This is a genomic window from Cellulomonas sp. zg-ZUI22, assembly GCF_017353535.1.
Taxonomy (GTDB): domain Bacteria; phylum Actinomycetota; class Actinomycetes; order Actinomycetales; family Cellulomonadaceae; genus Cellulomonas; species Cellulomonas wangleii.
The window spans coordinates 106,656-129,425 of sequence record NZ_JAFMUZ010000001.1; the positions used below are offsets into that span (position 1 = coordinate 106,656).

The 22,770-nt window shown below is 74.9% G+C and carries 18 protein-coding genes and 1 tRNA gene; 8 read left to right on the forward strand and 11 right to left on the reverse strand.

Translation table 11 applies throughout. From position 1 onward, the window contains the following. Nucleotides 1-12: 12 nt before the first annotated feature. The 5 genes from J1G43_RS00540 to J1G43_RS00560 all read right to left on the reverse strand — a co-directional run bounded on the left by J1G43_RS00540 (nt 13) and on the right by J1G43_RS00560 (nt 5,512). A complete protein-coding gene (locus tag J1G43_RS00540) occupies nt 13-939 on the reverse strand; it encodes a transglutaminase family protein (protein ID WP_207377730.1) in 927 nt (308 codons plus the stop codon). Next, nucleotides 936-3,515 carry a circularly permuted type 2 ATP-grasp protein gene (locus J1G43_RS00545; RefSeq protein ID WP_207340183.1) on the reverse strand — a complete coding sequence of 860 codons (2,580 nt, stop codon included), beginning with the start codon at nt 3,513-3,515 and terminating at the stop codon, nt 936-938. The genes J1G43_RS00540 and J1G43_RS00545 overlap by 4 nt, the downstream gene beginning before the upstream one ends. A 140-nt stretch (nt 3,516-3,655) precedes the next feature. After that, on the reverse strand, nt 3,656-4,213 hold the full coding sequence (locus J1G43_RS00550) for a hypothetical protein (protein WP_207377731.1): 558 nt from the start codon (nt 4,211-4,213) through the stop codon (nt 3,656-3,658). Nucleotides 4,214-4,441: 228 nt separating this feature from the next. Beyond that, entirely contained in the window at nt 4,442-5,125 is a 684-nt protein-coding gene (locus J1G43_RS00555) for a hypothetical protein (protein ID WP_207377732.1), read from the reverse strand. 313 nt (nt 5,126-5,438) lie between these two features. After that, a tRNA-Gly gene (locus J1G43_RS00560) sits at nt 5,439-5,512 on the reverse strand. A gap of 126 nt (nt 5,513-5,638) precedes the next feature. On the opposite strand from J1G43_RS00560, the gene J1G43_RS00565 reads away from it, so the two are divergent. After that, nucleotides 5,639-6,238, forward strand: coding sequence for an N-acetyltransferase (locus tag J1G43_RS00565; protein ID WP_207340180.1), 600 nt, complete (start codon nt 5,639-5,641; stop codon nt 6,236-6,238). 84 nt (nt 6,239-6,322) lie between these two features. Then, nucleotides 6,323-7,621, forward strand: coding sequence for a YibE/F family protein (locus J1G43_RS00570; protein WP_307859428.1), 1,299 nt, complete (start codon nt 6,323-6,325; stop codon nt 7,619-7,621). Nucleotides 7,622-7,712: 91 nt separating this feature from the next. On the opposite strand, the gene J1G43_RS19300 is transcribed toward J1G43_RS00570, so the two are convergent. The 3 genes from J1G43_RS19300 to J1G43_RS00585 are packed head-to-tail and all read right to left on the reverse strand — an operon-like array spanning nt 7,713 to nt 12,433. Beyond that, a complete protein-coding gene (locus tag J1G43_RS19300; protein WP_207340179.1) occupies nt 7,713-8,867 on the reverse strand; it encodes a GNAT family N-acetyltransferase in 1,155 nt (384 codons plus the stop codon). Between the two features lie 49 nt (nt 8,868-8,916). Beyond that, the gene (locus J1G43_RS00580; protein WP_207340178.1) at nt 8,917-9,918 is read right to left on the reverse strand and encodes an aldose epimerase; all 1,002 of its coding nucleotides are present in this window, start codon (nt 9,916-9,918) and stop codon (nt 8,917-8,919) included. Between the two features lie 46 nt (nt 9,919-9,964). After that, entirely contained in the window at nt 9,965-12,433 is a 2,469-nt protein-coding gene (locus J1G43_RS00585) for a GH36-type glycosyl hydrolase domain-containing protein (protein WP_207340177.1), read from the reverse strand. Between the two features lie 324 nt (nt 12,434-12,757). On the opposite strand from J1G43_RS00585, the gene dcd reads away from it, so the two are divergent. Together dcd and J1G43_RS00595 are read left to right on the forward strand one after the other, a co-directional pair. Then, nucleotides 12,758-13,333 (forward strand): dCTP deaminase, encoded by a 576-nt coding sequence (gene dcd, locus J1G43_RS00590; RefSeq protein WP_207340176.1) that lies wholly within the window; start codon nt 12,758-12,760, stop codon nt 13,331-13,333. Further along, nucleotides 13,333-14,481: a hypothetical protein gene (locus J1G43_RS00595; RefSeq protein WP_207377733.1), complete on the forward strand. Its 1,149-nt coding sequence runs from the start codon at nt 13,333-13,335 to the stop codon at nt 14,479-14,481. The genes dcd and J1G43_RS00595 overlap by 1 nt, the downstream gene beginning before the upstream one ends. A 69-nt stretch (nt 14,482-14,550) precedes the next feature. Here J1G43_RS00595 and J1G43_RS00600 read toward each other — a convergent pair whose 3' ends face one another. Continuing rightward, on the reverse strand, nt 14,551-16,665 hold the full coding sequence (locus tag J1G43_RS00600; RefSeq protein ID WP_207377734.1) for an alpha/beta fold hydrolase: 2,115 nt from the start codon (nt 16,663-16,665) through the stop codon (nt 14,551-14,553). A 131-nt stretch (nt 16,666-16,796) separates the two neighbouring features. On the opposite strand from J1G43_RS00600, the gene J1G43_RS00605 reads away from it, so the two are divergent. The 4 genes from J1G43_RS00605 to J1G43_RS00620 are packed head-to-tail and all read left to right on the forward strand — an operon-like array spanning nt 16,797 to nt 19,322. Continuing rightward, nucleotides 16,797-17,189: a VOC family protein gene (locus J1G43_RS00605; RefSeq protein WP_207340173.1), complete on the forward strand. Its 393-nt coding sequence runs from the start codon at nt 16,797-16,799 to the stop codon at nt 17,187-17,189. 33 nt (nt 17,190-17,222) lie between these two features. Continuing rightward, on the forward strand, nt 17,223-18,134 hold the full coding sequence (locus J1G43_RS00610; RefSeq protein ID WP_207377735.1) for an ABC transporter ATP-binding protein: 912 nt from the start codon (nt 17,223-17,225) through the stop codon (nt 18,132-18,134). Beyond that, nucleotides 18,131-18,991, forward strand: coding sequence for an ABC transporter permease (locus J1G43_RS00615; protein WP_207340171.1), 861 nt, complete (start codon nt 18,131-18,133; stop codon nt 18,989-18,991). The genes J1G43_RS00610 and J1G43_RS00615 overlap by 4 nt, the downstream gene beginning before the upstream one ends. Then, nucleotides 18,984-19,322, forward strand: a complete 339-nt coding sequence (locus J1G43_RS00620; RefSeq protein WP_249670682.1) for a helix-turn-helix transcriptional regulator — start codon at nt 18,984-18,986, stop codon at nt 19,320-19,322. The genes J1G43_RS00615 and J1G43_RS00620 overlap by 8 nt, the downstream gene beginning before the upstream one ends. A 508-nt stretch (nt 19,323-19,830) precedes the next feature. On the opposite strand, the gene J1G43_RS00625 is transcribed toward J1G43_RS00620, so the two are convergent. Then, on the reverse strand, nt 19,831-21,414 hold the full coding sequence (locus tag J1G43_RS00625) for a M20/M25/M40 family metallo-hydrolase (protein ID WP_207340170.1): 1,584 nt from the start codon (nt 21,412-21,414) through the stop codon (nt 19,831-19,833). A gap of 363 nt (nt 21,415-21,777) precedes the next feature. Next, the gene (locus J1G43_RS00630) at nt 21,778-22,683 is read right to left on the reverse strand and encodes an ATP-grasp domain-containing protein (RefSeq protein ID WP_207340169.1); all 906 of its coding nucleotides are present in this window, start codon (nt 22,681-22,683) and stop codon (nt 21,778-21,780) included. Between the last annotated feature and the right edge of the window lie 87 nt (nt 22,684-22,770).

Here is a 22,770-nt window from a genome sequence, read left to right on the forward strand (position 1 = left end):
GGAGGACGCCGGTCAGGCGAACGGCTCGGAACCGGCCGGCACCAGGTCCACCTCGACGCGCGGCGTCGCACCGCCGCCCTCGGTGAAGATCACGCCACGCAGCGGCGGCACGTCGTGGTAGTCGCGACCCCAGCCGAGCACGACGTACCGGTCGTCGACGAGCTGGTCGTTGGTCGGGTCGGCGTCGAGCCAGCCGTGCCCCGGCAACCACACCGACACCCACGCGTGGGACGCGTCGGCGCCCCGCAGCTTGGGCCGCCCGGGGCGGGGACGGGTCTCGATGTACCCGGACGCGTACCGCGCGGGCACGCCGTGGACGCGCAGCGCCGCGATCATCAGGTGCGCGAAGTCCTGGCACACGCCCGCGCCCTGCGCGAGCAGCTGCGCCTGCGTGGTGCTCACCGTGGTGGACCCGGACCGGTAGGTCAGCTCGGCGCGGACGCGGTGCACCAGGTCCGTCACGACGTCCGCCAGCGGGCGCTCGTCGGCGAACGACGGGGCCCCCCACTGGCGCACCTCGTCGACGAACGTGACGTGCGCCGACGGCAGGACGGCCTCGCGCAGCGCCACCAGGCCCGCGGCGTCGGTGCGCAGCAGCCCCAGGTCGCCCGCGGTGACGGCGCGCGCGACGGCACGCCACCCGACGTCGGGCAGCTCCGCGCGCGGCGGGACCGTGCGGCTGACCTCGAGCGTCGAACGGGCCGTGACGACCAGCCGTGTGTGCGGGCGCGTCACACCGAAGTAGGTGGTCGTGTTGCCGAACCAGTCGACGTGCTCGCCGGTGTCGGCCGGCTCGGGGTCCACCGTGAGCGACGTCGCCAGCACGCGCTGGTCCGGCAGGTCCCGCGGCGTCAGCGTCGTGCGGCCGTAGGAGTCCGTGACGGGCTGCGCGTACTCGTACGTCGTGCGGTGCACCAGGTCGTACGTACGGACGCTCACCGCTCACCCCCCTCGCCCGGGTCGCCGTAGGTCGACCCCCACAGGTCGTCCAGGGCACGGCTGGGCGCGGGCCGGACGAAGTGCACGCGCTCGATCTCGTCGGACGCCTCCCGCAGCCGCCACAGCATCGAGCCGAGCGCGTCGGCCAGCCGCACGCGCCGCCCGTCCTCGGACACCTCGTTGCCGACGGCGACGGTGTCCAGCTCGGCCACCAGGCCCGCCACACCGTGCAGCAGGTGGTCGCGCTGCGCGGCGGAGCGGGGAGCGGGCACGGCCTCGAGGTCGGCGAGCAGCCGGTCGAGAGCGAACGCCAGCGAGCGCGGGTTGGTGCGGTCGTGCACCAGCAGGTCGAGCACGCTCGCGACGTCGGCACCACCCTGGTGCCGGCGCCGGTACGTGATGGCGGACTCGGCGGCCAGCAGCACCGACTCCAGCAGCAGGTCCTCGACGTCACCGGGGCGCCGCACCACGAGCGTGGCCTGCAGCATCGCGACCAGCCGCTGGGCACGCTCCAGCCGGCGGCCGGCGTCGAGCAGGTGCCAGCCGACGTCCCGCGTGAGGCCCTCGGCCGCGATCCCGGAGATCGCGAGCAGGCTCTCCAGCACCCGGTCGAGCGTGGGACGCAGCCCGGCGGTGACCGACCCGGGCGGCACGGGGCCGACGTCGAGGCCGCCGCCCGGCTGCTGACGTGCCCGCACCCGCGTCCGCTCGTCGCGCAGCGTGCGCTCGATGCGGGCGAGGGGCCCGAAGGTGTCGGTCGAGAGCTGGTCGCGCACCGTGGCAGCGGACGCCCCGAGGCGGCGCACGGCCCGGGCGACGGAGCCGGGGGTGCCCTGGTCGAGCAGCAGGTCACGCAGCGCCGGCGGGCTCGGCACGACGTGGGCGGGGTCGACGTCGGACGCGGGTGCTGCCTGCGCTCCGTCGGCCAGCGCGGCCGGTGTGAGCGCCGTCAGCAGCACCTCGAGCGCGCGGCCGCCCGCGCTGCCCGGCGTGCGGTGGTAGTCGTCCCAGCGGTCGGCCACCGCGCGCAGCACGCGCACGCCGTCCTCCGCGCGCTCGGCGTACCGGCCCATCCAGTAGAGGTTCTCGGCGGCGCGCGGCGAGATGCCGTAGCCCACGGCACGGCCGCCGGCCCCGGCGACGTCCTCCCGCACGGTGGCGTCCGGCTCGGCCGGCTGCGAGGCCAGCACCCACACGTCCTTGGCGGACGCCCCGGCGGACGAGGTGACGACCTGGTCGTCGTCGGCCACGCGCGCGAGGCCCCCGGCCATGACGGTGTACGTGCCCGCGTGCGCGACCGCGAAGGTCCGCATGACCGCGGCTCGCGGGCCGTCCTCGTCCGCCAGGACCGGACCCACCGGCTCCTGCCCCACCCAGCGCCACGGCTCGGCGGTGATGCGCGCGGCCAGCTCCTCGCGCTCGGCGGCGGACAGGGTCCAGCCCAGCACGGTGGTCGTGCGCGGCCCGTGCACGGTCGGCTTGACCACCAGGCGGTCCAGGCGGCCGAGCACGTGGCGCAGCGCCCGCTCCTCGCCGCACCACCAGGTCGGCGCCGACGCCAGCGTCAGGTCCTGGTCGAGCACGGCACGCGCGAGCCGCGGCAGGTAGCCCAGCAGCGCCGGGTTCTCCAGCACCGACGCCCCGAGCGGGTTCACGACGCTCACGGTGCCGCGGCGCAGCGCGTGCACGAACCCCGGCACGCCCAGGCGCGACCCGGCGCGCAGCTCCAGCGAGTCGCACCACTCCGCGTCGACCCGCCGCAGCACGACGTCCACGGGCTCGAGCCCGTCGATCCCCTGCAGGAACAACCGGCCCGCGCGCACCACCAGGTCGCTGCCCTCGACCAGCGGCAGTCCGAGCATGGAGGCGAGGTACGCCTGGTCGAACGCGGTCTCGCTGCCCGGCCCGGGCGAGAGCAGCACTGCGCGCGGCGCGTCGCCGGCGGTGGGCGGGGCGACCTCGACCAGCGCCTTGCGCAGCGCGTGGAAGAACGGACCGAGCCGGGCGATCGACGCCTGGCGGTACACGGGCGCGAGCACCTGCGCGACGACACGGCGGTCCTCCATCGCGTACCCCGCACCCGACGGTGCCTGCGTGCGGTCCGCGAGGACGCACCACTCACCGGACGCGTCGCGGACCAGGTCGGTGGCGGTCAGGACGAGCTCGCGACCGCCCGGCAGGCGCAGCCCGTCGACCGGCCGCAGGAACCCGGGGTGCGACAGCACGGCCGTCGGCGGCAGCACGCGGTCGTCCAGCAGCCGCCGGGCCCCGTACAGGTCGTGCAGCACCGCGTCGAGCAGCTCGGCCCGCTGCACGAGCGCGGCGTCGAGCCGCGCCCACTCCCGCTCGTCCACCACCACGGGCAGGGGGTCGAGCCGCCAGTGGTGGTCGGTGTCGAGGCGGTCGGCACCGTACGTGACGCCGTGCCCGGCGAGCAGCTGCTCGGCCTGTCGGCCGGCGCGCGCCAGGTCCGCGTCGGTCGGCGCGGCGCCGGGCGGCAGCCACGCCCAGTCGGGCCGGTGCGCGATCGTCGTCCCGTCGCCCAGCAGGCGCGGCGACGAGAGCAGGTCGGTCACCCGGGCAGTCTGACGCACCGGGGGGCGTGACGCCCGGCACGCGGCCGGTGCGCCCCTCGGTGGCGCACAGGGCGCACCGCGGCGCGCGCACCGGACACGTCGGCCGCCCCTGCCATGTCCGCCCCGACCCGGTGCGACGGTCAGCCGACGGTGAGGACCAGCGGCTCGTAGCCGCCGAGCGCGGGCTCGACGGTCAACCGGACGTCCGCGGGGTCCTGGACCAGGAACGCCAGCGGGAACGCGACGGAGCCGCCGGCGGGCACCGCGGCGTCCGGACCGGTCTGGCCGATCTGCGATCCCGGGTCGAGGACCGCGACGGCGTCCTGCCCGCCGGAGACGGCCGTGGCGATCAGCGTGTTGGGCCGGAACTCCGCGTCGGTGCCGTTGGTGATCGAGACGCGCACGCGCACGAGCACGCCCGGCACGGCACGGTCCCACTCCGCCTGCGCCGTGGGTGTGAACCGGGCCGGGGCCGTGACGTCCACGAGCAGGCCGTCCGCGTACTCGAACGGGGTCCCGAAGGTGACCTCGGCACCCGCGTGGGCGGTGGCGGTCGTCGGGCCGGCGTCCGCGCTGGCGCCGGCGGCGCAGCCCGGTGCGACCAGCAGTGTCGCGGCCGCGAGGCCCACCACGGCCCGGTGGAGGCGGCGCGGCCGGGCTGCGCGGGCGGGACGGGCGGACGGGGGGGTGAGGGTCACGCGGTGCTCCTGGAGTCCAGGACCGGGGCGGCCCCGGCGCGCGGTCAGCACGCACCGGCCGCCGCGACGTGCGGCGTGACCACGACCCGGTGCGGCGGTGCCGGGGGCGCGACGGTCTGCACCGCGCAACTCCCGAAGGGCGCGGCCAACGTAGCATGGTCGCGCTCCCACGGGGCGGGATCGCGGGCACGTTCCTCCGGACGGACGCCGGGGGGACCACCGCACCGGCTAGAGCGCCTCCACGACCATCGCCCCGTACCCGTAGAGCGCCGGGACGATCTCGAGACGCAGGTCGCCGCCGTCCGGCACGGCGAACGCCACCTCGAAGCTGATCATGCCGCCGGGGGGCACGTTGACGTCGGGGCCGGTGAGCCCGACACCCTGGTCCGGGTCCCAGATCCCCGCCACGGGCTGCCCGCCCGAGGTGGCGCTCACCTGGATGGTGTTGGGCCGGAACGACTCCCCCGTCGAGTTGGTGACGACGACCTGCGCCTTGACCGGGGAGCCGCCCTCGAACCCGGTCGCGTTGTCGCTGGGCTCGTAGACCTGCGGGTACCCGACGACCACGCCCAGGCCGTCGCCGTAGGTGTACTCCTGGCCGTAGCCCACGACCGTCCCCGGACGCTCCTGCACCTCGGTCACGCCGGTGTCGACGAGCTCCGGCGCCGGCGCGGCCGCGGGTGCCGCCGGCACGATGATCCGGAAGGCCACGACGAGCGCGGCGACCGTGACGACCAGGAGCACCGCCCCGACCGCGAGGACGGACCGGCTGCGCCGCTCGGGCTCCTCCGCGGGCGACTCGAGGGCGAGGGGCAGCCCCGGGGTCACCGCGCGGGTGCCCGAGCGGGGGGTGGGGACCGCGGCGACGGTCGGTGGGAGCGCTCTCGGCAGTCGACGTCCTTCGGTGGTCACGCAGTGTCTCCCTGGGTTCGGCGGAGGCGACCGCCGGCCGTGCCGGGGCGCCAGGACGACCCCCACCGTCGGGAGGGCGCGCGGGCGCGCGCGACTCACCGGTGAGACGACGGGGGACGCGACGCTCCGCATGCGTCGACGGTGCGGAAACTAGCGCGGCGGCTGACGCCGTCAGGGTGCCTAAACGCTTATGACCAGCGCTTTCACATCGGCCTCTCACCCGCGCTGCCCACGCGGGGCAGGCGGCGGGGCGCGCACGGCCCGCGGGACGACGAAGGCCAGGTCCGGGCTGTGCGCCGGGCCTGGCCTCGCGTGGAGCGGGTGACGGGAATCGAACCCGCGCTATCAGCTTGGGAAGCTGATGTTCTACCATTGAACTACACCCGCCAGCCGCCCTCACGGGCGCTGCGGCGTCGATCCTACCCGGTACCGGGCGTGGTTCTTCAACCCGCCGGCCGGCCTGTGCGTGCGGGACCCTGGCCGGGCGACGGTGGTCGGTGGCAGGGTCGCCCCGTGACCGCGTCGATGCGCCCCTTCCACCCCAGCGACCTGCCCGGCATGTACCGCGTGTGCCTGCAGACAGGCGCCGCCGGGCAGGACGCGACCTCGCTGTACCGCGACCCGGACCTGCTCGGGCACGTGTACTGCGGCCCGTACCCGGTGGCCGACCCGGACCTGAGCCTCGTCGTGGTCGACGCGCAGGGGGTCGGGGGCTACGTGGTCGCGACGGCGGACACGACGGCGTTCGACGCCTGGTGCGAGCGCGCGTGGTGGCCGGCCCTGCGCGCCCGGCTGGCGCTGCGGGACGACCCGGGCGACGGCACCGAGGACCACGTCCTGGTCGAGCGCATCCACCACCCGGACCCGTCGCCCGCCCCGCCCGACGCCCCCGCGCACCTGCACATCGACCTGCTCCCCCGGCTGCAGGGCCAGGGCTGGGGCCGGCGGCTCATCGAGGGCCTCGCCGACCGGCTGCGGGACCGCGGCGTCCCGGCCGTCCACCTGGGGGTCGACGCGCGCAACACCCGGGCCATCGCGTTCTACGAGCACCTCGGCTTCCGCCGCGACACGACGTACCCCTGGGGCCACCGCCTCACGCTCCCCCTCTCCTGACCGCCGCACCCGCGACGGGTCGATCCAGCGCACCGTCGCACGGCCTGCCCGCCCCCGACGCCCGCACAGGGCAGGATTCGCGGCGTGAGTCCGACCGACCCCGCGGCCCCCGCCCCCGTCCACGACGCGTCCGCCCCCGCGCGCGACGCCCTCGCGCCGGCGACGACCCCACGGACGGGCCCGCTGCGCGACGGGCGGGTGACGCGCGCGGTGCTCGCGGTCGTCGTCGTCCTCGCCTCGATGGCGGCGGCGTTCGGCGTCGCGCTGACGTGGCCGGGGGGCGGTGCACCCTCGACGGGCCTCGTCGACGCCGGCACGACGTACGTCGGCGCCCAGGTGGTCGGCTCGACCGTCCGCTCGTGCGACGGGACGATCGAGGACGTCCTGCCCGACGGGACCGTGCCGCAGACGGTCGACTGCCTGGAGGTCACGGCGCGCACGGCGTCCGGCCGCGAGGTCCAGGTGCTCGCCACGGGCGGCACCGAGGCGGGCGACGTGCCGCCCGGGACGCACGTGCTCCTGCAGCACTACCCGGCCGCGGACGGCGACCCGGAGGTGTGGGCCTGGCACGACGTCGACCGGACACTCCCGCTGGGCACGTTCGCCCTGGCGTTCGCCCTGGTCACGACGCTGGTGGCAGGGCTGCGCGGGCTCCGGGCGCTGCTCGGGCTGGGCCTGGCCTTCGCGGTGCTGGGGGCCTACGTGCTGCCGGCGCTGGTGGCGGGGCAGGACGGGCTGGTCGTGGCACTCTCCGGCTCGACCGTGATCGTCGTGGTCGTGCTCTACCTGGCGCACGGGGTGTCGGTGCGGACCACGACGGCGCTGGTCGGCACGCTGCTGGGCGTGGCGATGGTCACGGGCCTGGGCGTGCTGGGCGCCCACGCCGCGCGGCTGCAGCCCGTGACCTCGGAGGACACGTTCGCGCTGGCGCGGGTGCTGGGTGCGGACGGCACGGACGTGCTGCGCGGGGTGTTCCTGTGCGGCGTGGTGCTCGCGGGGATCGGCGTGCTCAACGACGTGACGATCACGCAGGCGTCCGCGGTGTGGGAGCTGCGCGCCGCGGACCCGTCCGCGTCCTGGCGCACGCTCACCGCGCGGGGCATGCGGATCGGCCGCGACCACATCGCCTCGACCGTGTACACGATCGCGTTCGCGTACGCCGGGGCGTCGCTGCCGCTGCTCCTGCTGCTCGAGCTGTACCAGCAGCCGGTGCTCGTCACGCTGACGTCCGGCGCGTTCGCGGAGGAGATCGTCCGGACGCTCGCCGGTGCGACGGGCCTGGTGCTGGCGATCCCGCTCACGACGGTCGTCGCGGCGGTCGCCGCCGTCAGCGCACCTCCCGGCCCGGCCGGGGAGGGCCACGCGCACGGCCACGGCCACTGACCGGCACGACGTCGACGTCCCGCCCGTCGACGCCCCGGCCGCCGACGCCCGCCCGTCGACGTCCGGGGCCTCGGCGCCCGGCCCTCGGGCCTCAGGCGTCCGGGGTGGCGGCGCCGCGCTCCGTGCGCTGCCACGCGGCGGCGACGCCGGCCTGCCGGAAGCCGAGCGCCACGTTGATCGCGAGCATGTGGTCGTTCTCCTGCGCGTTCCACGTGTGGACGCGCCGCACGCCCGGGCGCCAGGCATCCAGCCGCTCGAGGTTGACGCCCTTGACGAGCATGCCGAGCGACCGCCCGCGGTGCTCACGCAGCACGAGCGTGTCCTCCTGGAACGCGAACGGCACGTCGGGGTGCGGGACCCGCAGGACCGAGAACGCGACGAGCCGCCCGGTCGGGGCGTGCTCGGCCACCGTCACCAGCTGGTGCAGGCCCGCGTCGGCGGCACGCTGCAGGCTCGCGCGGACGCGGTCCGCGTCCCACGGGTTCTCCTGCACGTCCAGGGCGCCCATCGGCGCGTCCGTGCTCATGCGCGTGTACAGCCGGGCGACGTCCTCCAGGCGGTCGTCCGGGACCTCGTCGAGCCAGGTGTGCGTGCGGTACTCCTCGCCCGCCCGGGCGCGCGCCGCCGCCAGGTGCTCCGTCAGCTCGGGCGTGCCCGCGCCGTGCTCGTCGCCGAGCTCCAGGACGGAGTAGCGCTCGACCTGCTCGAGGCGGAAGCGATGGGCCTGCGCGAACCGCACGCCGGGGTCCTCGACGGGGACGCGACCGCTGCCGACGGGCGACTCCAGCGCGCCCGCACCGGGCTCCGGCTCCGGGCTGTGGGTCGAGTACGCGTGCAGCGTGCCGCGACCGTCCACGGCCGCCTGGTCGGTCGCCGCGCGGAGCAGCGCCGCCCCGATGCCACGTCCGCGGTGCTCCGGCAGGACGCCGACGGCGACGTGCGCGGTGTGCTCGTTCGCCGTGAGCGGCTCCGACAGCGTCGCGTAGCCGACGACGTCGCGCGCGTCGCCGTCGGCGCCCTGGACCGCGACCCACACCAGGGTCCGCGAGTAGGGCGTCGGGCGCAGCAGCGGCAGCCGCACGTGCAGCGGCGTCCACAGGTCGCTCCAGCCCCACGTGTCGAGCTCGTCGAGTCGCTCGATCTCGCACATCCCGGCGTACGCCCAGGCGCCCGGGTCGTCCGGGGACGGGGGCAGCGGCGGCGCGGGCTGCACACGCCACGTCGTCGCGGGGTCTGTCCTGGTCATGGCGCCACCATCCTGCGCACCGGCACCCCGGCGCCATCGAATACCCGCGTCAGACGCGCACGCGGAGCCGGAAGGTCCCGGACCGCTCCTCACCCGGCTCGAGGACGAACACCCCCGTGCCGGGGACCCCGGCGTCGTGGAGCGTGAACCCGTCGTTGACGTTGGTCGCCGGCTCGACGGCGAAGTAGCAGCGGCGGCGCGGGGCGTACAGCACGAGGTGCCGGTACACCGGGTCGACCGTCAGGTCGACGGCCACCCCCTCGTCGGGGTACTCGACGTGCACGGGGGCCGCCGGGTCGAGGCCGGTGAGCACGTCGTCGACGAACCCCGACCCCAGGGGGCGCGCCGCGCGGAAGTCGGCGCGCGGGGGCACGGGCCCGGCGGGACCGTCGGGCAGGGCACCGGACAGCCGGTAGCCCGCCTCGGCCGCGACCCGCAGCAGCGGCCCGGCGGTGGGCGGGTACTCCCGGATCGGCGCGCCGACGGGCAGCAGCGCACGGCTCAGGTACGGGTGGTGCCCGAACCCGGCGGGGAACGGCTCCACGTCGGTGTTGCGCACCGACGTGGTGACGACGAGGTCGTCACCGTCCACCGCGTAGCGGACGGTGGCGCCGAACTGCCACGGGAAGTTGATGCCGATCTGGCCGCAGGTCTCCACCGCGAGCGTGACGGCGGTGGCCGTGCGTTCGACGACCTCCCAGTGCGCGTACCGCACGGCACCGTGGATCGCGGTGCCGTCGGCCGCGTTGCGCTGCAGCTGCCAGCGCCGCCCCGCGAACGGCAGCACACCGTCACGGATGCGGTTGGACCACGGCACCATCGGGAAGCTCGCGCACTTCTCGGGGTCGCCGGACGACGCACGCCGGGTGGGGCGCAGCAGGTCGCGCCACACCCCGTCGGACGTGCGGATGCGTCCCGCACCCAGGGCGGCCCCCGTGCCGGGCAGCACGTCGACCTCCCACCGGGCGTTGCGGAGCGTGACGGCGCCGGGCGGCGCCGCCACCGCCGGTGCGACCGGTGCGGGCTCGGTGATCTGTGCGGTGATCGTCATCGGTGGCAGCCCCCTGCTGTCGGCACCGGACGCGCGGGCGCGCCGGTCAGAGCGTGACCTCGACCCGGACGGTGCTGCCCGCCGGTGCGTAGGGCACGAGGTTGCCCTCGACGGAGGTCCCGTCGACGACGAGCGAGCCGCGCGCGCCGCGCGCACCCGAGTTGGTCACCGTGATCTCGTACGTCGCGCCGCGGGCGACGCGCGTGACGGTGAACGACGGCACGTCCGGGCCGATCTGCGGGTCGACCACGAGGCCGTCCCAGTCCGGCCGCACACCCAGCAGGTACTGCGACACGGCGACGAAGTTCCACGCCGCGGTGCCCGTCAGCCAGGAGTTCTTGGCCTCACCGGCGCGCGGCGCCTGCTTGCCCGCGATCATCTGCGCGTACACGTACGGCTCGAGCTTGTGGACGTCGCTGATGTCCTCGCGGTACGCCGGGGTGATCCGCTTGTAGTAGTCGAACGCCTTGTCCCCGCGTCCGACGACCGTCTCGGCGATGATCACCCAGGGGTTGTTGTGGCAGAAGATCCCGCCGTTCTCCTTGTACCCGGGCGGGTACGTCGAGACCTCGCCGAGCTCGATCTGGTACGTCGTGTAGGCCGGGAACTGCAGGACCAGACCGTGCGGCGTCCCGAGCATCTCGTCGACCGCGTCCAGCGCCTTGATGGCGGGCGCGTCCGCGTCCTCCGGGCCGTCGCCGACGCCGATGCCCGCCATGACGGCGAAGCCCTGCGGCTCGATCCAGATCTTGCCCTCGGGCGTGGCGTCGGTGCCGACGGGGTTGCCGTAGAAGTCGTACGCGCGCAGGAACCAGCGGCCGTCCCAGGCGTGCTCCAGCACGGCCTCGCGGACCTCGCCGACGACCTTGCGGGCCTGCGACGCGACCTCGGACAGGCCCCGACGCTCCGCGAGCTCGGCGTACTGCTCGCCGTAGAGGACGAACTGCGCCGCGATGAACACGGACTCGGCGTGGCCGCCGGCCTGGTTCTCCGTCGTCTGGAAGGACTCGCCCGGCTCGGTGGAGAAGCAGTTGAGGTTGAGGCAGTCGTTCCAGTCGGCACGCCCGATGAGCGGCAGGCCGTGCGGACCGCGGTGGTTCACCGTGAAGTCGAACGACCGGGTCAGGTGCTCGAACAGCGGCACCTCGGAGCCGGGCTCGTTGTCGAACGGCACGGGCTCGTCGAGGATCGAGAAGTCGCCCGTCTCCTTGACGTAGCCCGCGACGCCGGCGATGAGCCACAGCGGGTCGTCGTTGAAGCCCGAGCCGATGTCGTTGTTCCCGCGCTTGGTCAGCGGCTGGTACTGGTGGTACGCGGACCCGTCCTCGAACTGCGTGGACGCGATGTCGACGATCCGCTCGCGCGCCCGCTCCGGGACCAGGTGGACGAAGCCCAGCAGGTCCTGGTTGGAGTCGCGGAAGCCCATGCCGCGGCCGATGCCGGTCTCGAAGTACGAGGCCGAGCGCGACATGTTGAACGTGACCATGCACTGGTACTGGTTCCAGATGTTGACCATCCGGTCGAGCTTCTCGTCGCTCGAGCGCACCGAGTACGTCGACAGCAGGTCCGTCCAGTAGGCCTGCAGCGCCTCGACGGCGGCGTCGGCCTGCGCGGCGGTGGCGAACCGGCCCAGCAGCGCGTGGGCGCGCTCCTTGTTGACGACCTGGTGCGCGTCGTCGGCCCACTTCTCGTCCTGCGGGTTCTCGAGGTAGCCCAGCACGTAGACGAGGTCGCGCGTCTCGCCCGGGGCGAGCGTCACGCGCACCGAGTGCGAGCCGATCGGGTACCAGCCGGACGCGACCGAGTCGGCCGACGCACCGGCGCGCGGCACGGCCGCCTCGCCGAGGGAGTTGTACGCGCCGACGAAGGTGTCGCGGTCGGTGTCGAAGCCGTCCGCGCGGGTGTTCACGCCGAACACGGCGTAGTGGTCGCGCCGCTCGCGGTACTCGGTCTTGTGGTAGATCGCCGAGCCGTGCGGGCCGTCCTGCTCGACCTCGACCTCGCCGATCGACAGGTTGCGCTGGTAGTTCGTCTGGTCGTCCTGCGCGTTCCACAGGCAGAACTCGACGAACGAGAAGAGCGTGACCGTCTTCTCCGCGTCGGACGTGTTGGTCACCGCGACGCGCTGCACCTCGGCGTTCTCGCCCAGCGGGACGAAGAACGTGGTCGCGACGCGCAGGCCGCCGCGCTCACCGGTGATCCGGGAGTAGCCCAGGCCGTGGCGCGCCTCGAAGTGGTCGAGGTCCGCCTTGACCGGCAGCCAGGACGGGGTCCACACGTCGCCGCCGTCGTTGACGTACAGGTAGCGGCCACCCGCGTCGGCGGGGATGTTGTTGTAGCGGTACCGCGTGAGCCGGCGCATCTTGGCGTCGCGGTAGAACGAGTACCCGCCCGCCTGGTGCGAGAGCAGCGAGAAGAACTGCTCGGACCCGAGGTAGTTGATCCACGGGTAGGGGGTGTGGGGCGTCGTGACGACGTACTCGCGCGCCTCGTCGTCGAAGTGGCCGAACCGCATCGCATGCCTCTCGTGCCTCGTCGCACGGCCCACCACCGAGGCCCCACCGGATGGTGGGTGCCAGGCGTCGGCGACCCTGCTCACGTACCTGGTCGTCCTCACGGAACTGCATCGGGCGGGTGTCCGCGCGGGCTCCCCCGTCGAAGCGCGTCGCCCTGAAGCGGCGAGAGCGCTCCCACACCGGAGCGGCCACAGCATATCCCGAAGCACGTTCCCCTGGAATGCCCCGTGACCTTTCACCGCTCCGCTCGCATCACGGGCCCGCCGCGCACCGCGCACCGGACGGTCCCCGGGCGGCCGCCACGGCTCCACTACGGTGGATCCGTGCTGCTCTCCGACCGCGACATCCGCGCCGAGCTCGAGTCCGGCCGGGTCGCCCTCGACCCGTACGACCCCACCATGGTCCAGCCGTCGAGCATCGACGTGCGGCTCGACCGGTACTTCCGGCTCTTCGACAACCACAAGTACCCGGTCATCGACCCCGCCGCGGAGCAGCCCGAGCTGACCCGCCTGGTCGACGTCGAGCGTGGTGAGCCGTTCGTGCTGCACCCCGGGGAGTTCGTCCTGGGGTCCACGTACGAGCAGGTCACGCTGCCCGACGACATCGCGGCGCGCCTCGAGGGCAAGTCGTCGCTGGGCCGCCTGGGGCTGCTGACGCACTCCACCGCGGGCTTCATCGACCCCGGCTTCCGGGGGCACGTGACCCTGGAGCTGTCCAACGTCGCCACGCTGCCGATCCTGCTGTGGCCGGGCATGAAGATCGGGCAGCTCTGCTTCTTCCGCCTGACCTCCCCCACCGAGCACCCCTACGGCTCCGCCGCGTACGGGTCGCGATACCAGGGGCAGCGCGGCCCGACCGCGTCGCGGTCCTGGCAGGGCTTCCACCGGACGGACGTCTGATGGCCGAGCCCACCTTCCCGCGGCTGCCCCTGGACGACCCGACCCTGGCCGACCGGCACCTGCTGGCCCTGCCCGCGGGCGTCGAGCCCGAGGAGGTCGAGGTGCTCGCCGCCAGCAGGTTCCGCACCGTGGGGTGGGAGGACGTCACCCCGGAGACGACCACGCGCACGGGCATGATGCCGGCGGTCACCGCCGCGTTCGGCATCCGCACCGTCGGCCGCCGCGCGCCGCGTGTCCGGGCGCTGCGTCTGGCGCGCCTGTCCCGGCTCGCGGGCCCCTACTCGATCGAGGCGCAGGACGCCGTCGCCCTCGGCCTGCCCGCGTCCAGCGTGATGGTGTGGGTGCTGGAGGCCCCGCGCGAGCGCGGCGAGCGACCCTGGCCGGGCGGGGACCGCGAGGGCCTCAAGCGGGCCTTCCCCGACGGGCTGCCGGTCCGCGAGGAGGAGCGCGTCCTGCGGTGGCTGGTCGCCACCGCGCGCCGGCTGTGCGGTGCCGTGCGCACGCAGACGGGCGTCGTCCTGACGCCGGACCCCGACGCCGCCACGGACCTCACCGTGCTGACCGACCGCTGGCTGGAGCCCGCGGACGTGCTCGCGCTGGTGCAGCGCGTGCAGCCGCGCGCCTACCTGTCCGTCGCGACCCCGGGGTCGTGGACCGGCCCGACCGTCCTGGCCGGGCGCGGCTCGCAGGGCGCGGTCGGCGGGTCCCCCGAGGCCGGGGGCTCCGGGCTGCGTGCCGCGCTCGAGCAGCACGGCGTGGTCGACCCCGACGACCGCCGGCGGCTCATGGCGGAGGCCGACGCGTTCGACGAGCTCATGCTCGCCGCACCGCCGCCGGCCGAGGCGTTCGGGGTGCTGGTGGACCTGGGTGTCGACGGGATGCTCGCCGTCGAGGTCGCCGCGTGCGAGCAGCTGCCGCCGCTCATGGAGGACCTGCCCTGGACGAAGGACGGCGTCGTGGCGTACCGCGTGCGCTGGGAGCCGTTCGAGATCGAGCAGATCGAGCAGGAGAAGCCGTCGCTGGGGCACCGCGTCGCGCGCAGCCGGTCGGCACCCCTGGTCGCGGGCGTGGCCAAGGTGCTGCAGGCGGCCGTCGGCGGCGAGATCGCCGACGAGGCCGACTTCCTGGTGGACCCGGCCGACCTCTGAGGGGCCACAGGCCCGACGACACGGCCGGCCCACCCGAGGGGTGAGCCGGCCGTCGTGCGTCCGCGACGGTCAGCCGAGCACCTCGGGGTAGGCCACCGCGTCGTCGCCCGTGCGCCCCAGCACGTGCTCGGCGAGGAACGCCTCGACGGCGCCGTACCAGACCTTCGCGTGCTGCGGCGTGAGGATCCAGTGGTTCTCGTCCGGGAAGTACAGGAACCGGTGCGGGGTGCGCCCCTCCTCGTCCGCGGGCAGGCCGGACGCCGCGAGCAGCTCGTACCAGAGGCGCAGGCCCTCGCCGATCGGCACGCGGTAGTCCTTGTCGCCGTGGATGACGAGCATCGGGGTGACGATGTCGCCGACGAACCGGTGCGGCGAGTTCTCCAGCGCCATCTCGGGCGTCATCTCACGCGCCCAGTAGTAGGACGCGTCGGTGGTCGGGCCGAACTGGTCGAGGGCCCACAGGCTCGCGTGCGTGACGATCGCGCGGAAGCGGTCCGTGTGCCCGGCGACCCAGTTGGCCATGTAGCCGCCGAACGACCCGCCCATCGCGGCGGTCCGCTCGGGGTCCACGTCGTCGCGCTGCAGCGCGGCGTCGGTGGCGGCCATGAGGTCGGTGTACGGCGCCTTGCCCCACGCGCCCCAGCCGCGCTGGATGAAGTCCTGGCCGTAGCCGGTGGACAGCGCGGGGTCGGGCAGCAGCACGGCGTAGCCCTGCGCGACCAGCAGCCACGGGTTCCAGCGCCACGACCACGCGTTCCACGACCCGAGCGGGCCGCCGTGGATCCACAGCAGCAGCGGCGCCTTCGCGTCCGCGCCGGCGCCGTCGGGCAGCGCGAGCCACGAGCGCACGCGGGTGCCGTCGGCGGCGGTGGTGACGACCTCCTCCAGACGGCCCGGGAGCGGGACGTCGGCCGCGGGCGAGCGCAGCGGCTCGGCAGCGACGGGCCCGTCCGCGAGCGCGGCGGCGAGGTCGATCCGCACCGGGTGCGCGGGGGCGAGGTACGACGTGCGCAGCGCGTACGCCGTCCGGCCGTCGGGCGCCACCTGCACGTTCGCGAAGGTGGCGTCGTCGCTGGTCAGACGCGTGACCGCATCGGTCCCCAGGTCGACGTGGAAGACGGGACCGCGCCCGTCGTCGTCGGCGGTGACGAGCATCGCGTCCGACGACGGCAGCCACACCAGGTCGGTCGGCCAGCGGTCCCACGCAGCCGCGACGTGGCGCGCCTCGCCGCCCTCGAGCGGCACGACCCACAGCTGGACGGACGGCGCCCGGTGCGGCGTCGAGATCGTCTCGCGCACGTAGGCCACCCACCGGCCGTCGGGCGACACGACGGGGTGCGCGAGGTCGCCGTCCGCGTCGTCGACGAGCACGCGGCGCTCGCGCGTCTGGACGTCGATCGCCACGAGCTGCATCCGCAGGACGCCACGCGCGCCCGGGCGGTGCCACGCGGTCACGACCGTGCGGCCGTCGGGGCTGAGCGTCGGCGACTCCTCACGCAGGGCCACGTCCGCGTCGGGCGTGACGTCCGCGAGCGCGAGGCGCGGGTCGCGCTGCCCGGCGAGCGGGGCCGCGACGTCGTCGGTGAGCGTCGCGACGAAGGCGTGCGGCGAGCCGGGGCCCAGGTCGTGGTCCCAGTACCGCACCGGGTAGCCGGTGTGGAGGATCGCGGCGACCTTCTTGTCCTTGCGCTCCTTGCGCAGCCGCTCGTCGGTCTCGTCGTCGGCGGCGGAGGGCAGCACGTCGGACACGACGAGCACCGCGGGGGCAGCGGTGGCGGCTCGGACCCCGCCGACGCCGGCCGCGCGGTCGGCGATCACGCGCGCCTCGGCGCCGTCGGCGGGCAGCAGCCACAGGGCGGGCTTCGGGTCGTCGGCCGCGTCGGTGGCGTCGGGGTCGGGGCGCGCGCTGGTGAACAGCAGGTCCCCGCCCGGCGTGAAGGCCGCGGAGGCCTCGCTCTTGGCGGAGCGCGTCAGGCGGCGCGCAGGACGCTCGCCCGTGGGGTCGACCTCCCACAGCGCGGTCACGTACGCGGTGCGCTTGGCGTCGAGCGTCTGCACGGCCGTGACCAGCCGGGTGCCGTCGGGCGAGAGCACCAGGCCGGACAGGCGCGGCAGCGCGATGTAGTCGTCGAGGTCCTCGAAGGGGGTGGCGGCAGGGGTGTCGCCGTCGGTGGCAGTCGTCATGGGAACGTCCTATCACCCCGGGCCCACAGCGAGGACCCGGCCGGGCGCGGGTGTCAGAGGGGCGCAGTAAGTTCCTGAGTGCCGGCACGCACGCGGGCACCCAGGCCCACGCGGCTCGACGAGGAGGCGCCATGACGACCATCACGCCCTACCTGACCGTCCACGACGCGCACGCGGCGATCGACTTCTACGCGGCGGCGTTCGGCGCGGTCGAGGTCGGTGAGCGCTACGAGGAGGAAGGTCGCGTCGGGTTCGCCGCGCTCTCGATCGACGGCGCGCCGCTCTTCCTGTCCGACGAGGCGCACGAGTACGGCGCCTGGGCGCCCGCGACGCTCGGGCACGCGACGGGGGCGGTCGCGCTCACCGTGGGTGACGTCGACGCCGCGTACGCGCGGGCCGTCGACGCCGGGGCGACCGTCGACCGCGAGCCGAGCGACCAGGGGGACGAGCGACGGGGGTGGCTGGTCGACCCGTTCGGGCACCGGTGGGTGATCTCCACGCCGATCGGCGCAACTCAGCCGTAGCGCAAGTACGACGGCATGTAGTAGACCTACTACATGGACGTATGCGACGACACTGCCATCCGGGTCGCCGACCTGCGCATGGCGTACTGCGGGCGGACGGTGCTCGACGGGATCGGCTTCGAGGTCGGGGCCGGCGAGGTGGTCGCGCTGCTGGGCCCCAACGGCGCCGGCAAGACGACCACGGTCGAGGTCGTCGAGGGCTTCCGCCGTCGCGACGGCGGCGACGTGACCGTGCTCGGCACCGACCCCGAGCACGGCGACGACGCCTGGCGCGCCCGCATCGGCGTGGTGCTGCAGTCGTGGCGGGACCACCGCCGCTGGCGCGTGCGGGAGCTGCTCGGCCATCTCGCCGAGGCGTACCAGCCGTACTCACGGCCGGGGCTCGCGCGACCCCGACCCGTCGACGACCTGCTCGCCCGCGTGGGGCTCACGGACGTCGCCCACCAGCGGATGGCGACCCTGTCGGGCGGTCAGCGCCGCCGCTTCGACATCGCGGTCGGACTGGTCGGGCGCCCGGACCTGCTGATCCTCGACGAGCCGACCGCCGGCCTCGACCCCGCGGCGCGGCGCGAGTTCCACGAGATCGTGCACGAGGTGGTCGACCGCGACGGCACGGTCGTGCTGCTCACCACGCACGACCTCGCCGAGGCCGAGGTCGTCGCCGACCGGATCCTGCTGCTGGCGGGAGGGCACGTCGTCGCCGACGGCAGCCCTGCCTCCGTCGCCCGGGAGGTCGCCGGACCGTCGGAGGTGCGCTGGAGCGCCGACGGCACGCGGCACGTGCACAGCACGCACGACCCGGTGGCCTTCACGCGCGAGCTCCTCGCCCGCGGCGGGGTCGACGACCTCGAGGTCGTGCGCGCGAGCCTCGAGGACGCGTACCTGCAGATCGTCCGCCGGCACGAGGCCGACACGGCCCGCCACGACCTGGAGGTGACCCGATGAGCACGTCCGCACCCCTGCCCTGGGCGGTCCGGCTCGGCCTGCGCCGGGGTGTGACCGAGTTCCGGCACATGCTGCGCAACCCGGAGGACCTCGGCTGGAACGTCCTCATCGGGCTCGCCGTGCTGGTCTACCTCGTGTCCCAGCGCGACACGGTCGTGCCCGGCAGCGGGGGCCTGACGCTGCCGAACCTCGCCCTGCCCGGCATCCTCGCGTCCGTCGTGCTGTTCGGCATGGCCATCGGCCCCGCGTTCGCACTGGCGGCGGAGGCCGAGGACGGCACGCTGCTGCGGCTGCGCACGGCACCGCGCGGCACGACGACCTACACGGTCGGCGTCGTGGTCGGCCAGCTGCTCGGCGCGCTGCCCATGCTCGCGATCATCCTGCTGCCGTGGCCGTTCCTGCTGGGCGACCCGATGCACCAGGGCGCGGCCGGGTGGGCCGCGATGGTCGGGTGGCTGCTGCTCGGCACGCTCGCGATCCTGCCGCTGGGCATCGTGGGCGGCGCGCTCGCCGGACGCCCGACGCGCGTCATGCTGTTCGTCATGGCCCCGATCGTCGCGCTCGCGTTCGTCTCCGGCGTCTTCGGCCCGCAGACCGTGCCGCCGTGGGCGGAGGGCGTCGCGCAGGTGTTCCCGCTGTACTGGCTCGCGCACGGGCTGCGCGCGACGACGCTGCCCGCGGGCGCCGAGTCCCTCGAGATCGGCGGCGCCTGGCACCCGGAGGTCGCGGCCGTCGTCCTGCTCGCGTGGGCCGTGGTCGGCCTGGTCGCGGCGCCGCTGCTGCTGCGCCGCACCCAGGCCCGGCAGACGGCCGGAGCGCTGGCCGACCGCGTCCAGGCGGCGCTGCAGCGTGGCTGACGGAGTTCGCCCCGGCACGCCGGACGACGCGGCCCCCGACGCGGCCGAGGACGCGCGTCGCCGCCCCACGGGCGGCGAGACCGTGCACAACCGCATCGCCGTGCTGCGCGCCGAGCGCGGCGTGAGCCGGCGGGAGCTGGCCGAGGCCCTCGGTGTGCACTACCAGACGGTCGGGTACCTCGAGCGCGGCGAGTACAGCCCGTCGCTGCACCTGGCGCTGCGCATCGCGCAGTTCTTCGACGTCCCCGTCGAGGTGGCGTTCTCGCTCGCACCGTTCCCGCGGATCGGCGACACGCCGCAGGTCGGGGCCACGAGGTCCGGGCTGCGCTGAGCGCGCAGGAACGCTGAGCGCGCAGGAGCGCCGGGAACACACGAGCGCCCGGGAACACGGCGACGCTGCGGGACGCAGAGACGCCGGGGCGCGGTGCGCGGCGGGTTGGGCGCGAGGCTGGGCGGCCACCTCGCATCCTGCTCCTTGACCCGGCCGAGCGGCACGTGCGGGTGAGAATCTTCACATTTTCGTCACAAGCGGGCGATTCTGCGGTCGCGTCTTGGCCTCCGCGTGTCCGCGGGTCAAGAAAAGGTCATGCACCCCCTTGGCAGAGACCGCGCGGAGGAGCAAGATGTCGCCCGTCCTGAGCGAGGCTGGGCGGCCACGCCAACGGGACGAGCAGCGCCGGACGAGCATCGCCGGACGTGCATCGCCGGGCGCACGGCGCCGGACGTGCATCGCCGGGCGCACGGCGCCGGACGTGCATCGCCGGGCGCACGGCGCCGGACGCACAGCGGCCCGGGCACCCGCAGGCACCCGGGCCACCGGCTGTCACGCCGTCAGCGCGTCACGACGTCCGCAGGTCCATGGCACCCGCGTGGCCGCGCCCGTGCCCCTTGCCCTTGCCGGGCTTCCAGGGTCCGTGCTGGTGGCCCTGGTCGCCGGGACCCGACACCCCGTTGATCGCGGAGGTGTCGTTGGCCAGGCTGGCCGTCGCGAACGCCACCGCCGGGGCCATGATCCCGATCGCCTCACGGCTGACGTTCGACAGGTCGTCGCCAGGGCTGTGGTAGTTCGGGTCGTGGGTGATGCCGGCGGTGCCGCCGAACAGCGCGACCTCCTCGGCGGTCTTGATGTCGTCGGCGCCGGTGAACAGGCCGGACGCCGGCACGCCATTCTCGATGAACGCCTGGTAGTCCGAGCGGCCGGAGAACTCCGTGTCGACCCACGGCTGGCCGGTCGCGTCGAACCAGCCGGTCAGCACGGCCTCCGTCTCGGCGGAACCCGGCGGCACCGTCACGGGCGCCGGGTACGTCGACTCGTCCGCGTCGTAGACGCCGATGATGTAGTTGGGCGAGCCGACCATGTCGAGGTTCAGGTAGGTGGCGATGCGGTCCAGCTCGCCCTCCTGACCCGCGAGCTCCTCGACGTACGCGGTCGACCCGAGCAGGCCGAGCTCCTCGGCACCCCACCACGCGAACCGCACGGTGTTGTTGAGCTTCTTCTGCTTGGCCAGCTGCACCGCGACCTCGAGCAGGACCGCCGAGCCGCTGCCGTTGTCGTTCAGGCCCGGGCCCTCCTCGACGCCGTCCAGGTGCGCACCGAGCATGACGACGTTGTCGTCGCGCCCCGCCCGCGTCTCCGCGATGACGTTGAAGCTCTCCTCCTGCTGGACGTGGAACCGGGTGTCCAGGGTGAGCGTCGCGCCGCCGTCGACGATGTCCGCGACGACCGCCTGCCCGTCGGCCAGGTCGGCACCGGCCACGGGCACCGTGGCCACACCCTCCGCACCGAGGGTGCCGAACAGGATCCCCTCGACGTTGTTGTAGACGACGACGCCCACGGCGCCGGCCGCCTCCGCAGCGACCGCCTTCTCGGCGAACGAGCAGACACCCCGGCTGACCACGGCGATGGTGCCGGTGACCTCGACGCCCGCCCACGAGTCGGCCGTGCACCCGGTGACGTCGGCGGGGACCGACCCGGGTGCGGTCACGCCGCCCTCGGGCGAGTTCGGCGCGTACTGCATCTGGTCGACGTCGTAGGTCGCCCCGCCGTCGGTCGTCAGGGTCGCGGCGTCGACCACCTCGAACTCGAACGTGAACGGGTCGCGCGTCGTGGTGTACCCGGCACGCTGCAGCGTGCGCTCGACGTACCGGGCGCTGGCCTCGTACCCGGACGTCAGCGCGGCGCGGTTGCCGTCGTTGCGGTCGGCGATGCGCTGCAGCTCCTCCAGGTGCCGCCAGACGCCGCGGGTCGTCACCTGCCGGGCGAACCGCTCGGCGTCGACGACGTGGCCGGACCCGTGGCCCGGGCCGTGGCCTGGCCCACCGCCGCGACCGTGGGCGGCCGCGGGTGGGACGAGCAGGGCGCTCGTGCCGAGCACGAGCGCGGCGAGGGTGCCCGCGAGGGCGGTGGTGCGTCGAGCTGCCACGGTGGTGTCCCCTTCTGCACGAGGGACCGGCGGCCGGGCGGCCGCGGCCACGACACCCCCGGGGGTTGCCGCGGGCGACGTCCCGACACGGTAGGACGATGCCGTCCGGAAAGTCACGACATCCGGTGACATCCGGGGCGGGGCCGTCGTCCCGCACCGGCGCCGGGCGGCGTCCGCCGCGCGTCCCTCCGGTGGACAGCGGCAGCGGCGCACGCCCCCCGGGGGGACCATGGCAGTCCACGACCCGTGCACCGCCCTCGTGCTGGAGGACGACGCGGACGCCCTGGAGTTCCTGCGCATCGCGCTCGAACGGCACGGGGGGATGTCCGTCGACGTCGCCACCACCGCCGAGGACGCGCTGGGTCAGCCGGGCCAGTCGTCCAGGACCGCGTCCAGCAGCTCGGGCGCCGACGCCGAGACCGCACCGAACCGGGCGTTGACCTCCAGCACCACCGGGGTGCCGTCGGCGAGCCGGCGGACGTCCATGTCGACGGGGCCCACGAGGTCCAGCGCGCGCACGGTCCGCTCCGCCAGGTCGGCGACGTCCGCCTCGTCACCCTCCGGCACCCGGTCCACGGCCGTCGCGTTGCCGATCCGTCCGTGCTCGAGCGCCGCCTTGCGCAGGACGACGACGGTGCACTCGCCCGTCGTCGGCGAGCGGTACACCTGCGGGCTGTACTCCGTGCCGGGGGCGAAGCCCTGCACGAGCCACGACGCGTCGACCCGCCCCCACACCCGGTCGTCGGGGTCGTCCAGGACGTGCACGCCGCGCCCGCCGCGCGCCACGCGCGGCTTGACGACGGCCGGCCCACCGGCCCAGTCGAGGACCTGCGCCGCGGACCTGAAGCTGCTCGCGACGGCGAAGACCGGCACGTCGACCCGGGCCCGCGCGAGCGCCCACATCGTCAGCAGCTTGTCTCCCGCCACGGCGGCCGGGCCGGGAGCCGAGACCACGAGCCGGTGGCCCCAGCCGACGGCCCGCCCGAGCGTCGCGATCCGTGGCAGCTCCTCCGACACCGTGGGCAGCACGAGGTCCGGCTCCAGCCCTGCGACGAGGGCCAGCATGTCCTCCTCGTACCGCGGGTCCACCGCCGGGGCGACCATCTCGACCGCCTCGTAGCCGGGCACCGGGACCGGTGCCATGTCCGCGCCGATCGCCCAGACCTCGCGCGTCTCGCCCACCTGCACGAGCCTGCTCGCCAGCGCCCGGCCTGCCGGACCGGCAGCACCGGTCACCAGGATCCTGCGCTGCGCTCCCCCTGCGCCCATCCTCGGATCGTAGGGGCGGGGAACGCGCGCCGCCCGGCGTACCGACGGGCCACCCGGGGTGGCGGCGCGCCGGGGTGCGGGCCGCGC